13 protein-coding genes and 1 other annotated feature are annotated in these 15638 nt (G+C 35.4%); of the genes, 9 read left to right on the top strand and 4 right to left on the bottom strand.

What is annotated here, in order from left to right; translation table 11 throughout:
• Positions 1-158 (bottom strand): helix-turn-helix domain-containing protein (locus EDD71_RS09080; protein ID WP_133628418.1); only part of this gene is annotated, 158 nt, incomplete at its 3' end.
• A 666-nt stretch (positions 159-824) separates the two neighbouring features.
• On the opposite strand from EDD71_RS09080, the gene speD reads away from it, so the two are divergent.
• Together speD and EDD71_RS09070 are read left to right on the top strand one after the other, a co-directional pair.
• Entirely contained in the window at positions 825-1637 is an 813-nt protein-coding gene (gene speD / locus EDD71_RS09075) for an adenosylmethionine decarboxylase (protein WP_243116431.1), read from the top strand.
• A gap of 251 nt (positions 1638-1888) precedes the next feature.
• Entirely contained in the window at positions 1889-3040 is a 1152-nt protein-coding gene (locus EDD71_RS09070; protein ID WP_166636422.1) for an MFS transporter, read from the top strand.
• A gap of 34 nt (positions 3041-3074) precedes the next feature.
• On the opposite strand, the gene EDD71_RS09065 is transcribed toward EDD71_RS09070, so the two are convergent.
• Positions 3075-3893 carry a TIM barrel protein gene (locus EDD71_RS09065; protein WP_133628415.1) on the bottom strand — a complete coding sequence of 273 codons (819 nt, stop codon included), beginning with the start codon at positions 3891-3893 and terminating at the stop codon, positions 3075-3077.
• A gap of 482 nt (positions 3894-4375) precedes the next feature.
• Here EDD71_RS09065 and EDD71_RS09060 point away from each other — a divergent pair, with 482 nt between their 5' ends.
• The 3 genes from EDD71_RS09060 to EDD71_RS09050 all read left to right on the top strand — a co-directional run bounded on the left by EDD71_RS09060 (position 4376) and on the right by EDD71_RS09050 (position 6406).
• A complete protein-coding gene (locus tag EDD71_RS09060; RefSeq protein WP_133628414.1) occupies positions 4376-4990 on the top strand; it encodes a hypothetical protein in 615 nt (204 codons plus the stop codon).
• 180 nt (positions 4991-5170) lie between these two features.
• Positions 5171-6007 (top strand): Cof-type HAD-IIB family hydrolase, encoded by an 837-nt coding sequence (locus EDD71_RS09055; RefSeq protein WP_166636421.1) that lies wholly within the window; start codon positions 5171-5173, stop codon positions 6005-6007.
• A 39-nt stretch (positions 6008-6046) separates the two neighbouring features.
• The gene (locus EDD71_RS09050) at positions 6047-6406 is read left to right on the top strand and encodes a Crp/Fnr family transcriptional regulator (RefSeq protein ID WP_133628412.1); all 360 of its coding nucleotides are present in this window, start codon (positions 6047-6049) and stop codon (positions 6404-6406) included.
• Positions 6407-6445: 39 nt separating this feature from the next.
• Here the strand turns inward: EDD71_RS09050 and EDD71_RS09045 are convergent, their stop codons facing one another.
• Positions 6446-8362 (bottom strand): NAD(+) synthase, encoded by a 1917-nt coding sequence (locus tag EDD71_RS09045; protein ID WP_133628411.1) that lies wholly within the window; start codon positions 8360-8362, stop codon positions 6446-6448.
• 192 nt (positions 8363-8554) lie between these two features.
• Here EDD71_RS09045 and hprK point away from each other — a divergent pair, with 192 nt between their 5' ends.
• The gene (hprK, locus tag EDD71_RS09040; RefSeq protein ID WP_133628410.1) at positions 8555-9466 is read left to right on the top strand and encodes an HPr(Ser) kinase/phosphatase; all 912 of its coding nucleotides are present in this window, start codon (positions 8555-8557) and stop codon (positions 9464-9466) included.
• A 145-nt stretch (positions 9467-9611) separates the two neighbouring features.
• Entirely contained in the window at positions 9612-11222 is a 1611-nt protein-coding gene (locus EDD71_RS09035) for a gamma-glutamyltransferase family protein (RefSeq protein ID WP_133628409.1), read from the top strand.
• Between the two features lie 38 nt (positions 11223-11260).
• Here EDD71_RS09035 and EDD71_RS09030 read toward each other — a convergent pair whose 3' ends face one another.
• The gene (locus tag EDD71_RS09030) at positions 11261-12565 is read right to left on the bottom strand and encodes a dicarboxylate/amino acid:cation symporter (RefSeq protein WP_133628408.1); all 1305 of its coding nucleotides are present in this window, start codon (positions 12563-12565) and stop codon (positions 11261-11263) included.
• A 78-nt stretch (positions 12566-12643) separates the two neighbouring features.
• Positions 12644-12879, bottom strand: a binding site (T-box leader).
• 661 nt (positions 12880-13540) lie between these two features.
• Here EDD71_RS09030 and EDD71_RS09020 point away from each other — a divergent pair.
• Together EDD71_RS09020 and EDD71_RS09015 are read left to right on the top strand one after the other, a co-directional pair.
• Positions 13541-14485, top strand: a complete 945-nt coding sequence (locus EDD71_RS09020) for an outer membrane protein assembly factor BamD (protein WP_133628407.1) — start codon at positions 13541-13543, stop codon at positions 14483-14485.
• A 305-nt stretch (positions 14486-14790) separates the two neighbouring features.
• Positions 14791-15627, top strand: a complete 837-nt coding sequence (locus EDD71_RS09015) for a PRD domain-containing protein (RefSeq protein ID WP_133628406.1) — start codon at positions 14791-14793, stop codon at positions 15625-15627.
• The last annotated feature ends 11 nt before the right edge of the window (positions 15628-15638 follow it).

Here is a 15638-nt window from a genome sequence, read left to right as displayed (position 1 = left end):
ATTTCGCGGGAGATAGTACTTGGACTACGTCCTAATTTCCTGGCAATATAGCGAATACTTTTGCCTTCTTTTAGTAATGCAGAAATTTCTCCACGTTCATAGCTATTTAGGTGTTTAAAAGAACGTACAGTTGTGTTAGAATTAATTATATCAACCATAGTGAAAACCTCCTGTATGTTTGGATTTGACACCTATATCATACATGATTTTCACTATGGTTGTTATATTTTTTTACCTGTTGCATTTAATTTTACAATGAACTCAAATTATAAAATTAAAAATAAGAAAAAGTAGAAATCCATATAATTCTCCAAGGTATAAATTAATCCGTTGTGCTAGCTCATGGACTGAGCGAAGACTAAAAATATATGTAGGTCGCATTTTAGCAAGCAATTAGAAGTTTTTGACACATAGGGTGAAACAGAGCCTAAGAAGGGCTCGTGGTGTCTGAGCGAGAGCGAGTTCATGAACCTTCTTAGGCTGTGCCAAGCCGGTGCCTAAGAACTTCTTTGATAAGCGTACTGGTGAATGAAATATATTTTTTATCGCAGCGTCGGTCTGTAGATATTTTCTGCTCTTATTCCAATGGGCTTTTTAGAGTAGTACAATGAGTTAAATTATGGTAATTTTATTTTTAAACTTAGAGAATTATAAACTATGTTGAAAATATTTTATTATACCTGAAGTTTAGTATGGTATAATATTTTTGTATGTTAAGAAGAAAATAATTTATTAAGTTATTTAAACCACTTCTCTATATCTTGACATAGAATATAAAAGTTATATAATTTTTTTTGAAATTGTAATAGAAATGGGGAATGAAGTTGGCAAAGATAGTTAATAATAAACTGAAATTATACGGTTTTAACAATTTAACAAAATCTTTGAGTTTTAATATTTTTGATGTTTGCTACACAAAAACTGAAGAGGACAGAAAAAAGTATATCGAGTATATTGACGAACAGTATAACTCTGAGAGACTTACAAAGATCTTAACTGATGTTACTGAAATAATAGGAGCAAATGTTTTAAACATTGCGAAGCAGGACTATGATCCTCAGGGAGCCAGTGTAACTCTTCTGATATCTGAAGAGGAGGTTCCACTGTATGTACTTGATCCATCCTGTAATAGGGGGATTTTAACGCCAACTCGTGAAAACATTGTGGGACATCTTGATAAGAGCCATGTTACAGTCCACACCTATCCTGAAAGTCATCCGCAGAGAGATATAAGCACCTTCAGGGTTGATATTGATGTTGCAACCTGCGGGACAATCTCTCCTTTGAAGGCTTTAAACTATCTTATAGACAGTTTTGATTCTGACATAATAACAATAGACTATAAAGTTAGAGGCTTCACGAGGGATGTGGATGGCCAAAAGCATTTTATTGATCACAAGATAACCTCAATACAGGATTTTATTGCAAAGGAAACGATAGACAGATATCACCTCATTGACATGAATATTTATCAATATAACGTGTTTCACACAAGAATGAAGGTAAAGGATATTAACCTTGATAACTATCTGTTTGAAATAAATGAAAGCGATTTAAGTACTGAAGAACGTCAGGAGATAATTGATAAGCTGAATATGGAAATGAATGAAATATTCAACGGCACAAATATTCTTTAATAAAGCAAAAGGAATAAAAAGAGTACCCTTATTGAGGGTGCTTTTTTTATAAAAATTGATTTCGGGTAAACAGAAGAGCTTTAAAGCTCTTTAATTAACAAATATATTTTAAATGGGTATAAATGCCCTTTGTCGTATTTTTAAATATTTTTTAAGTATTATATAATATCTAAGAACTATGTTAAATGAACTAAACGTTGTAAAGTATGAAGTATAAAACATAAAAATATATTTGTAAGGGGTTGTATAACTTGGGGGACAAGCTTTTAAAAACAAAACTTAACATCTATTACTTTATAGTATTCGGAGCAACGGCCTGCTATTTCCCTTTTCTTGCTGTATATTTTGAAGGAAAAGGGTTGTCTTATTCTCAAATAGGCATATTGTTTGCAGTTAACTCGCTGGTCGCGGTTATAAGCCAGCCTATTTGGGGCATTATTACTGATAAATATCTTAATAAAAGGCTTACGCTCCTTATAGTATTAGTTTTAAGCGGTTTATTTATTTTTAATTTTGTGTTTGCATCCAGCTTTTATTTTGTGCTGTTATCAATAATTCTATTTATAATGGTGCAGAGCCCGATAACTTCCGTTAGCGATACCTACTGCTATGAGATAGTTGAAAACTGTAAAAATTTCCAATATGGAAAGATAAGGCTTATGGGTTCTATAGGATATGCTATAATTGCTCTTATACTTGGAAATGTAATAAAAGTATACGGAATTAACAGCACTTTTATTTCCTATGCTATATTTACAGTTATTGGAATAGTGATTTTATACAGTATAAAGTTTAATACTAAATCAACAGGAGCATCTATTAACATCAGAGATATTGTTTCTCTGGTAAGTAACAAAAGATATGTTCTGATTGTAGCAGCTGCGATGATTATAAACATTTCAATGGGCGCAAATGGTAACTATCTTGCTATACTTATACAGAAGACAGGAGGAGATGTTTCAAAGCTTGGAATATTATGGTTTATCGTGGCTATGAGCGAGCTGCCTGCCTTTTTCCTTGGAAGCAAAATACTCGAAAGGTTTGGCGTTTTAAATGTATTTATTTTAAGTACCATCTTTTATGCAGGAAGATTTTTTATAGACTCAATAAGCACAAGCTATCAGATTGTACTGGCGGTACAGCTGCTTCAGGGAATTACCTTTCCGTTATATATGATGTCAACTCTTCAGTATGTAAATACAATAACATCGCCTAAAACGAGGACTACAGCCATGACAGTTTTTACAGCCATTTCTGGTGGAATAGGAGGTTTTGTTGGAAACGCAGCGGGTGGATTTATCCTTCAGAGCATGAATGTATTTTTCCTGTTTAAGATCTTATCCTTTGTGGCGATAGTTGCCCTTATTATGGGTATTATATTAAAGCGAATAGATAAAGCATAAAAAAGTGAGGGATGGAGTAACCATTCCTCACTTTTTAAAGTTTATAATATGTTTCCTTTAAAAGTAGGGCATCCTTTTCAAGTATTGGGCTTTCGCATATTATGCAGCCATTTACATCAAAGTCCTTAAGAGCTTTAAGGCATGCTTTGTAGTTAAAGTCGCTTTCCTCAAAGGGAAGGTGATTTTTCTCACCCTTTGGTCCGTAGTTAATACCTGAAAGATGTATGTGCATATCGTTTAATGCTTCGCGCCCCAGCCTTTCTTCAATGAGCTTCAATATTGCAGCAAAGTCATCATAGGTTTTTAATGCACCGTTTTTCCTTGCATGTATATGTGAAAAATCTATGCAGGGTTTGCAAAGTGGAACTTCGCTGCAGAGAGATATAATCTCCTCATAGCTTCCAAACTGAGTCGGCTTTCCCGTGGTTTCAAGCCTGTAATCAATTCCTATATCGGCAAGCTTCATAAGGTTTTCCTTTATAGTGTTATAGGTTTCCTCAGCTGAATCCTTAAGATAAAACCCCGGATGAAAAACAAGGCTTCTTCCCTCAACCATTCTAAGGGCAGTTCCTCCCTTTATTATTCTTTCAATAGATTTCTCCTGCTTTTCAAATTCATCGGCGTTAAGGTTTATAAAGTAGGATCCGTGAGCTGACAGGTAAAAGTCATTATCAAGCTTTTCCTTCAGTATTTCATCCCTATTTTTATCCGTTACGTTTACGGATCTTACAAAGGGCAGTTCCATTGCATCAAGCCCAAGGGATTTTAAATATGTTATTCCTGATTTATAGTTGAACTTTTGCTTTCCATCTCCAATGGGGAGGCCGGAAATTCCAAACAACAATCTATCCATATAAACATTTCTCCTTTCGACATTAGGGAAAGCGTAAATTGTCACTTCACCGAAAAGTGAAGGCAGCTTTTCCACAAATTCTGATATTTGTTATTATACCACATATAAAAACTATAGGCTTTATGGGAGTAAAAATGAATTTCAATATCCCATAAATGTTGAGCTAGAATATTGAGAAAAATTTACCATTTCAGCATTTAGTCCTCTTGTATTTTAGGAAAGAAAAATAGAAAGTTAACTTATCGTGTAAGTTTTGGCTTTAAAAGACGCTGCGATAAAAAGTATATTTCATTTACAAGTATGCTAAGTAAAGAATTTCTAAGGCTTGGAATTCGAAAAACAAGAATTTTTGAAAATTCGTATCATTGCCGGGATGGTGAATGGAGATAGAATTTCATAAATTGTCCTTGAAATGATGACATAGCAGGGTGAGAAATATAATAGAATAATGTATAGCAATTTTTAAAGGGCAGATAAGGGTGATGGGAAGAAGGGTTAGTTTATTTACTATTATAATTGTTATTCTTGGGCTGGTTATTGCAGTAGAATCATTTTTGATATTTAGAAGCGTTTTTTCCATAAAAGGGGATAATAAAAAGCTTAAAGAATATGTTTTAAGTCTTGAAGATGAAAATAAAAGATTAAGGGAGGAAAATAAGCTTTTAGGAAACAAAATTGATAGTTTTTATAATCCTAAAAATTCACCACCTGATACCCCTGAAGGTTGGCTTACATATAGAGACCTGGATGAAGGTTTTGAAGTAGGATATCCTGATGTATGCAGAATTATAGTTGGAGGAACTGAAAAAGATAAAAAGCTTTCAATAACATCAGGGGCCCCCGATTTAAAGGCTGACATAAATATAGTGAGTCTACATAAATACAAAAATCCAAATGAATATATAAAAGAAGTATATGACTATCGCATTTACGTAAAAGAAAGTGTTTACATAAATAACATAAAATATTATATTTATAAGCTCTCAGGTGAAAAACACTACTATGTACTTTTAAAGAATAAAACTCATATTTATGACATAAACTCTCCATCTGAGGAGTTTCTAATAAGAATTTTAGGAACGTTTAAGTTTATATGAGTATAAAGCTCGTTCCATGGATGAAGATATATACGGAGTGGTTGGAGCACTCCGAAGAACAATCAAAATCAACCATTATGATATTATGTGTTATAATGGTTGATTTTTTATAATATCAATGTCGAATCCTTGCATAATTTATGATTTCATAGTATTATGACTTTTAGCGGAGGTGGAAGCATGAAGTATAAATTACTAGCAATTGACATGGATGGTACCTTTTTAGATAAAGAGCACATGCCTACAAAAGGTAACATAGAGTACGTACACAAAGCTGCAGAAGCAGGGGTTAAGGTTGTTGTATGTTCTGGAAGAATACCGGCAGCTTTAAAACTTATTTTAAAGGATATGCCTAAGAATCAGCCTGTAATAGCAGGAAATGGAAGTATAGTATACGATCATAATAGCAGGGAGCTTTATTATGGTGCCCTTGAAAGAGATGCTTTGATTGAAATAATCAATATAATGAGACGCGATTTTAATAATGTATATTATCATTTTTATGATGGGGATATTGTCTGTTCAGAGAGATTTGATAAGATAATAGCTGATTTTTATTATAAATTAAACTCTACTATGCCAAAGGAATTTGGAGTTGAAATTCGAATCATACCTGATTCCATATATTATATTGATAAATACAATCCCAAAGTTGCAAAGGTAGAAATTTTCGAAGAGGATTTAAACTTGCTTCAAAGTATCAGGGATAGATTGGAAATGCTTCCAGGTATAGAAATTGTAAGTTCTGGATTCAATGGCATAGAAATAACTAATAAGGGGTTAAATAAAGGAAATGCACTTGAGTTTCTGGTAAATCACTATGGGTATTCTCTTGATGAATGTATAGCAGTGGGAAATGATGAAAATGATGTGGAAATGATAAAAAAAGCAGGACTTGGAATTGCAGTTAGAAATGCGAAGGATTGTGTAAAGGAAGTTGCAAACTATATAACAGAGAAAGATAATGATAACGATGCTGTAGCAGAGGTTATTAAAAAGTTTATCCTTAATAAATAAAGACATCTACTCGAATGTGGATGTCTTTATTTATTAAATTTGACCTGTGTCAATGATATAATACAGAACCATCCGGGAATTGCACTTAAGATAATAAGGGAGCTGAGCCTTCGCCTTGAAAAGGCGGAAAATCTCATAGAATCTCTGGGTCTTCAGGGCGTTGAACAGCGTGTAGCAGATATACTTCTTGAAATGGCTGGCGATAAAAATGTAGTTGACTTATCTATAAGTAAAAAGGATCTTGCCTCGTATATTGGCATGACTCAGGAAACTTTAAGCAGAAAGCTGTCCTTTTTCCAGAGCATGGGATGGATAAAGCAGGAGGGGCAAAGGTTATGCTCGCTTTATGTTCATTTCATAAATTTTTTTATCTTCGCTTGTATTGCTCCAGGGTTGTAAGTAAAAGATATTAAAGACTGACGCAGGCAGTCTTTAATATCATAACCACGTATTAAAGCTTGCATCCGACGGCATTCTCCAGTCGCCCCTTGGTGAGAGGCTTACGGTTCCAACCTTTGGACCATCTGGAAGACAGCTTCTTTTAAATTGCTGGGTGAAAAATCTTTTTATGAATATGTTAAGCCATCTAATTATCTCTTCTCTTTCGTATTTACCTTCAAAGGCCTTCTCTGCAAGGAATATAATCTTTTCCTTCGATATTCCCTGCCTCATGAAATAATAGAGAAAGAAATCATGAAGCTCGTATGGGCCTACTATTTCCTCAGTCTTTTGGGTTATATTCCCTTCCTTATCAGAAGGCAAAAGCTCCGGCGAAACAGGGGTGTCCAATATATCATAAAGAACATTTTTAATGTTTTTGGACGACTCTTCATCTGCAGCATATTTAATCAAATATCTTACAAGGGTTTTTGGTATTGATGTATTCACTGCATACATACTCATATGATCGCCATTATATGTGCACCATCCAAGTGCAAGCTCTGACAGGTCACCTGTACCGATAAGAAGAGCACCTTCCTTGTTAGCTATGTCCATAAGTATCTGGGTTCTTTCTCTTGCCTGGACGTTTTCATAAGTTACATCCAGTATTTCGGGAGAATGACCTATATCCTTGAAATGCTGGATGCATGCTTCTGTGATGTTTATCTCCCTGAAGGAAACACCGGCTTCCTCACAGAGAACCTCAACGTTGCTTCTAGTTCTCTTTGTTGTTCCAAATCCGGGCATTGTAATTGCTATTATATTTTCTTTTGGCAGGCCAAGTATATCAAAGGCCTTTAATATAACCAGAAAAGCTAGTGTAGAGTCCAGGCCACCTGACATTCCTATAACAGCCTTTTTAATGCCTGTGTGAACGAGTCTTTTCATAAGTCCAGCTGCCTGAATGTTCAGTATTTCCTCACATCTTTCGCGCCTTTCCATCTCTCCTGCAGGAATAAAGGGATGAGGATTTATTTTTCTATCAAAATTCTTAATTTCAAGGTTTTTATACTCAAATGGAATTGTTCTGAGGTTTATGCTTTGTTGCCTTACGTTATCCCTGAATGTTGTATTTTTAAACCTTTCAGTATTTATTCTGTCCATATCAATTATGGCAGTCATAATTTCGCTGCTTCTTTGAAATCTTTTATTTTCCTTTAAGATGGTTCCATTTTCACCTATAATCATATGTCCTCCGAAAACCACGTCGGTTGTGGATTCATAAACACCGCATGATGAGTAGATGTAGGCTGATGCGCACCTTCCACTTTGGGATTTGACAAGTTCACGCCTGTATTCAGCCTTTCCAACAACCTCGTTTGATGCAGAGAGGTTTCCAATTATATTTGCCCCTCCCAATGCGAGATATGTGCTTGGGGGTATTGGAGTCCATAAATCCTCACATATTTCAAATCCAAGTTTTATATTGTTGTGAGAAAATATAAGGTCTACTCCAAAGGGTATATTTTTATAGTTTAAAATATCAACATATTCATCCTTTATATTTATCCCTTCTGTGAACCATCTTTTTTCATAGAATTCACTATAGTTTGGAATATAGCTCTTGGGAATTACCCCTAAAATTTTATCATCCTTGATGATAATTGCGCAGTTATATAGTATATTATTCTTAACTATTGGGCTTCCTACGGCCACAACCATATCTTCAAGTCCGAGTCTTTTGATTGCTTCTAATATATTTATTATAGCTCTATAGCCTTTATCAATAAGTGGCTGCTGGAAGAAAAGGTCCCCACAGGTATATCCTGTTATCGAAAGCTCGGGAAACACAACAAGTTTTGCGCCTTCATCGTGTGCTTTCTTCATACAGTCTATAATGCTTGAAGTGTTGTACTCAACATCTGCTACTTTGATTTCAGGGCATGCAGCGGCAACTTTAATGAAATTAAACATTTTAAGTCCTCCTTAAAAAACTGGATTGTTTATATAAATAATATATCATTTTTTGGGGAGTTTAACAAAATTCAGACGAAAGATTTTTTATATATGGTTTTAAATGAAAATAGTGGTGTAGATAATTTAAAAGTATGATGATAAAATTTAAGAGAATACAAATTATTTAATATTATAAAGTGAGGTTTTGTTATGGGATTAACTATGGAAAAGCTGGCAAGGGATTTAAAGCTTGATATAGTAGTTGAGGGAAAAGCTAATACGGAGATTGATGTTAACGATATAAGCAGGCCAGGGCTTCAGTTTGCAGGCTACTACGATTATTTTGCCTATTCGCGCATACAGATACTTGGAAAGGTTGAATGGAGTTATCTCGAAACCCTGGATGCTGATGTAAGAAAAGAAAGATTAAAAAAATTTTTTGAATTCGATATTCCATGTATAATAATCGCCAGGGGGCTTGATCCCCATCCTGAGCTTTTAAAATTTGCAAGGGAGAAGAAGGTATGGGTTCTTAAATGCAATTGCATAACCACAAGATTGGTAAATAAGCTAATAAACTATTTTGACAGGGAGTTGGCCAAAAAGACTACCATGCACGGTGTTTTAATGGATGTATATGGAGTTGGGATACTTATAACAGGAGAAAGCGGCATAGGAAAGAGTGAAACGGCACTGGAGCTTTTAAAAAGGGGTCATATACTTATATCCGATGACGCTGTTGATATCAAACGAATAGACGGCATATTATATGGGACCAGCCCATATATAACTGCCGGTATGATGGAAGTTAGAGGGCTGGGAATCATAGATGTTTCGGCACTTTACGGCCTAAGCTCCGTTGCAGAGGAAAAAACCGTTAACTTAGTTGTTCAGCTTGAGCAGTGGAGGGATGATAAGGATTACGACAGGCTGGGAGTTGACAGTGAAACAATAGATATACTCGGAATTCCGGTCAAAAGGATTGTCCTTCCCATAAGGCCTGGACGAAACATTGCGGTTATAATTGAAGCCGCTGCTGCTAATTACAGATATGGCTTAAGAACAAAGGTTAGTCCTGTAGAAACAATAGATAAAAGAATTGATGAGATATTAAAAAGGTAAAGCTGGACTGAAAAAGTTTTGTATCTGGCTCTACAAAAAAGTTGTTGGCTGACCTGTGCACGTACCTTTATATCTGGTATAATATTTTCAAAATATTTAGTGATATGAAGGGTAAATATAAAGACATTAGATAGGGGGATTATATATGAATTTTGATGTGACAAGCTATCCATATCCTTCACGAAGAAATGTTATGTATGCCAAAAAAGGTATGGTGGCTACAAGCCATCCACTTGCAGCACAGGCTGGATTGGATATCTTGAAAAAGGGCGGCAATGCAATTGATGCGGCAATTGCAGCAGCGGCATGTTTAACCGTTGTTGAACCAACCTCTAATGGAATAGGTGGAGACGCCTTTGCTATTGTATGGGTAAACAATAAATTATATGGACTGAACTCAAGTGGCCCTGCACCGAAGGGTATTTCAATTGAAAGGCTAAAAAAGGATGGATATGATGAAATTCCTAAGTTCGGATGGGTTCCTGTTACTGTACCTGGGATTCCCGCAGCTTGGGCAGAGCTTTCGAAGAAATTTGGAAGGCTTCCTTTAACAGAAGTATTATCACCGGCAATAGAATATGCAGAGAATGGTTATCCAGTCTCAGTGGGATGTGCAAAGCTGTGGGAGAAGGCAGCGGTTAACGTCTATGGCCAGTTCAAAAACATGGAAGAGTTTAAATACTGGTTTAAAACCTTTGCACCCTATGGAAGAACTCTAGGGGTAGGCGAAGTATGGAAATCAAAGGATCATGCAAGAACGTTAGGGATGATAGCAGAAACCAATGGGGAAGCATTTTATAAAGGGGAAATTGCAGAAAGGATTGACAGGTTTTCAAGGGAAACAGGAGGATACATCAGAAAGGAGGACCTTGAAGGATATAAGCCCGAATGGGTTGAGCCTATAAGTGTAAATTATAGAGGGTATGATGTATGGGAATTGCCTCCCAACGGTCAGGGCCTTGTGGCACTTTTGGCTTTAAATATATTGAGGGGATTTGAATTTAATTCCAAGGATACAGTCGATACATATCATAAACAGCTGGAAGCCATTAAATTAGCCTTTGCAGATGGTCAAAAATATATAACGGATCCACTCAAAATGAAAGTTAAGATTGAGGATCTTCTTTCAGAGGAATATGGAGAGAGAAGGAGAAAGCTTATTGGAGAGAGGGCAGAGATGCCATGCCATGGTGAACCGGATAAAGGAGGAACAGTATACCTTGCTGCAGCCGATGGAGAAGGAAATATGGTTTCGTATATTCAAAGCAATTACATGGGCTTTGGATCAGGCGTTGTAATACCGGAAACTGGCATAGCACTTCAAAATCGCGGATATAATTTTTCATTAGATCCTGAGCACGACAATTGCCTCGAGCCGGGAAAAAGAACATATCATACAATAATTCCAGGTTTTTTAACGAAGGATAACAAAGCGGTTGGCCCATTTGGAGTGATGGGAGGATTTATGCAGCCACAGGGGCATGTTCAGGTTATTATGAACACGATTGATTTTAAATTAAATCCCCAGTCAGCCCTTGATGCTCCGCGCTGGCAGTGGATAAAGGGAAAGACCGTAGAGATGGAACGTGGTATACCTCAACACATTGCCCAAGCTCTGGCTGATTTAGGGCATGACATAAGGTATTCCGTAGGTTTTACTCAATTTGGAAGAGGACAAATCATATGGAGAAATGATGACGGAGTGCTAGTAGGGGGTACGGAACCCAGAACCGATGGAACATTAGCCATATGGTAAAACAGCGTATAATAAAAAGAGCGGCCATGCCGCTCTTTTTATATACTTAATTCCAGTGTATCCACTTTAACGCTGTTAAATGCTTCTCTATCAAATTCACCTTCGGAGTCAGCTACAAGAAGTGCAACAACTTGGGCCCCGGTTACGTTAGTTGCGGTTCTCATCATGTCTATAATTGCATCAATTCCCATGAGCATTGCAAGTCCCTCAACTGGAAGGCCAAGGCTTGCGAGAGTAACTGTTGCTGCAATAGATGCAGTTCCGGGAACACCTGCAATTCCAAAGGAGCCTATTGTGGTAGTTAAAATAAGCATGAGGTAATGGCTTATTGTAAGCTCAATGCCAAATATTCTTGCAACGAATATGGCAACCATTGCAGGGTATATACCACCGCAGGCATTCATACCTATTGTAGCACCCATTGGAGCAGCAAAGTTTGCAACCTCTTCAGATATTTTAACCCTCTCAGTTAATGTCTTAATGGTTACGGGAAGCGTTCCATAGCTGCTCTGTGTTGTAAAGGCAACAACCTGAGCTGGATAAATCTTCTTAAAGAAGCGCAGAGGATTAACCTTTGCTACAAAGGCAACAAGTCCACTGTGAATCACCGCTATTTGTATAATGCATGCTATATAAATGGCTATTATAAACTTTCCAAGGGGAAGCAGTGTTGAAAGTCCATTTTTAGCTGCCATTGCGGTCATGAGGCCGAATACTCCATAGGGGGTAAGCTTTATAACTGTCTTTGTTACTCTGAACATAATCTTTGAGAAGGAGTCAAAGAAGTCCTTAACAGGTTTAACAGTTTCAGGTTTCCTTGAGCCTTCGATTGTTATGGCAACCGCTATAAATAGTGAGAATATAATTACAGGTACTATCTGTCCTTGAGCCATGGAGTTTACTGGGTTTGAAGGTATTAAATCAAGTAACACCTTTGATAGTGTCGGTATTTCCCTTGCTTTAAAGGATGCATCCTTTACAAACTGCACTCCTGCACCAAGATCCATGATCTTTCCAATAATAATTCCCACTACGGTTGCAATTGCTGTTGTAAAAAGAAGAAGGCCTATTGTTTTTATACCTATACTCTTTAGTTTATCAGCACCTTCAAGTGACGTTATGCTTGAAATTATAGATGAAACGACTAAAGGAATAACTATCATTTTAATAAGACCAACAAAAGCCTTTCCAACAGGCTCTATAACAAGTGCCTTTTCTTTAAATGCCGCACCTACAGCTATACCTAAAATCATTGCAATTAAAACTCTGTAGCTAAATTTAACTTTCTTTCTTTTCAAGAAGTATAAAAATGCTAATAAAATTATTGAAACTACTAAACTCATATAAACCCTCCTTAATATTAAATATTGCTTTTTTGGCCCCTAGTCAACACACCAAAAAACCCTTCTACCCCTGAAATATTCAGAGGCAGAAGGGTTGCTTCCGCGGTTCCACTCTGATTAGGCACAAGTTGCCCATCTCTATCCAGCACTACTATGCTGTATCTCTATAACGGGAGAACCCGTAACAGCCTACTGAATTTCGGCCTAACGCTAACAGGTGCATTTCAACTATACTACCCCATAGAACCTTCTCAGCCACGAGGTTCCTCTCTGTGTGGTTCATATAGTCTACTTCTCCTGGTCATAGCGTTTAATATAGTAATTCATATCTGTTTAGTATGTTTTATAATTTAATTATAGCAGTAAATCCACACGAAATCAATAGTAGATTTTACTAGTGTTTAGCTATTGGGTATAAAATATTATCGATAAAAGCATTAGAAAATAATTAATATTTTGTTATTAATATCATTAATATAGAGATTGTTTACTATTATATGGGTAATTATATTACTATTTTTGAAAAATTATTAGATATCATTTATTGTAATTTAATGGGAAAATATATGTACAAGTTAAATATTGATTACTATATTAATCAAAATCATTTAAAGATGCTTTTCTATTTTCATTTAGCGAAGCTAGATAAGTTTGAGGGATATTAATAATTTTTTGCAGTCTAATTCAAAACTAAATGAAATAATCAAAAGTGTTAGTTTAGGAATATGACCTAACTATGATATTTATTTCAATGTTTGTGTTCCAATAATGAATGAGCTTATTTCTCGTGCTTTAGGCAGGTTACCTGTAAGTGAGAGAATAAAAATTTGGAACAGTAAAACAAATTGATATTTCTAAGGTGCGAGTCGGTACTTTGTATTGTTACTATCTCACTATTTACCTGCATCCACCACTTAAGTTTATATAAGTATTATGATATACTTATAGTTGCATGACGTTAGAAGGGTGGATAATATGAGAAGGTATGAGAAAATAATAACTACAATATTAACTGCATTTAAGATAATACTTTTCACAGGTACAGTAGTATTTGCAGTACTTTTTTATTTAAGTGGGAAAGCTGAAAGAAACTATCAAAATGCTAAGGCATCTATGAACAAGGGTGATTGGAGCAGCGCTCTGTCATTTATAGAGAAGATACCACATTATAAGGATTCAACAGAGCTTTATTCATATATCTATCCAAATAAGCTTTACTATGATAAATATTCAACAGCAGAGGAAGCAATAAATAATTATAGTAGGATTATATTTTATATTGAGACGGAGAAGGACAACCTAAAAAAGAGAACTGATGCAAAATATGTGGACGATCTTTTGGAGCTTGAAAAGGTTTTAAAATTTAAAATAACAGCATTAAATGCAAAGGCTCAGGATGAAGCTGTAAAAAACATCATAAAGGACAGCATAATTCTTATTAAGCAGGGAAACTTTGATAAGGCTATTGAAAAGCTTCAGGGAATAAGCGATAGTGGAATATATGGTCCTGAAAAGAAGCAGCTTCTTAGCTTTATTGAACTTCAAAATGCCATAAATACAAAGGATGAAAAATTAATAAATGGGATAATTGGAAAGTTAAACCCAAATTATAAAGGAGATTTAGCGGAGGATATTAAATCTGTTGTACAGAATTTTGTTGATATGGAAAAGTGGAATGAAATATATGCTAAGGCTAATGGCATAGCAGTAACCTCATCTGATGATGTTCAGGTTCAGCCGCAGCCACAAAATAGCAATATAACTGCAGGAATGAAAAAGGAAGAAGTGATAGGAGCATTAGGCAACCCTATCAGTGAAAATGTTATTTCAAATAAGTATGGAAATTTTGTGGATATGGTATATAACAATGACGTCCACATATATCTTGAAAATAATATAGTTATAGGGGTAAAGGGTTAGTCTGTAAGTATGGGCTAACCCATTGCTATTCTTTGTATGTTCAGTATTTTTCAATCGATTTTTACCAGCAGCTATAATTTTGTTGTTATTGAAATTAGAGTACACATGGAAATATTGTTTGAGGAGATGTAAAATGAATTAAATGATGAAACAGGGATAAAATAATGATTTGAAGAGACAATATTTGAATTAGATTATTTTCATGATAATAGATGTTAAGATATCGAAATGCGTTGAAAATTGACATGTAAGGTATTGTAAAATCCTTTTAGCTTATTTAAAATAATTTATTAGGGGTAGACATTATGACAGGTAAATATATAATAAATAAAGTCCTCAGCAACAACGTTGTAATTTCTGAAAAAGAGGATAAATTGTATGTTCTTTTAGGTAAAGGCATAGGTTTTGGGAGAAAAAAAGGCGATATTATAGATGATGAAAAGCTTATTGAAAAGAAGTTTGCGGCTATAGAAGGAGAGGACAGGGAAGATTATAGAAGAATACTTAAAGATATAGATAAGGATATAATTGCTGTATCTGAGGAAATCATAGCCCTCGCAATAAACAGATTCGGAGAGAGGCTCAATTCTCATATACATGTAGCCCTCGCTGACCATTTAAACTTTTCCATAAACAGATTGAAGGAAGGAATAGATATTGTAAATCCCTTTCTTTTTGAAATAAAGGCAATGTATCCTGATGAGTATTCCATAGCACAATCTGCCGTTGAGCTTATCAATAAGAGGCTTAATATAAAGCTTCCTGAAAGCGAAATCGGCTTCATAGCTCTCCATATACATTCTGCAAGAGTAAATCAGAGGGTTACAGACAGCCTTAAATATACTGAACTTGTTAAAGAAGTGATTGATTTCATACAAAAAGAAACAGGCGTAAGCTTGAATCAAAAATCCTTTGACTATGCCAGATTGATTTCACACTTGAAATATTCTCTATATAGAATAGAAAGTGGCAAGACTCTTAAAAATATACTTCTCTCATCGGTTAAAAGGCGTCTTAGGGATGAGTATAAACTGGCGACAAAGGTTTGTTGTTACATTTCTGAAAAGCTTCATAAAGAGGTTTCAGAGGATGAGATAGGGTATATTGCCCTTCATCTTAACAGGCTGAAGAACAATGCGTAGTAATTGAGGGC

Source organism: Fonticella tunisiensis (assembly GCF_004364155.1).
Classification (GTDB): domain Bacteria; phylum Bacillota; class Clostridia; order Clostridiales; family Caloramatoraceae; genus Fonticella; species Fonticella tunisiensis.
This window is presented reverse-complemented; position numbering and strand designations above follow the sequence as displayed.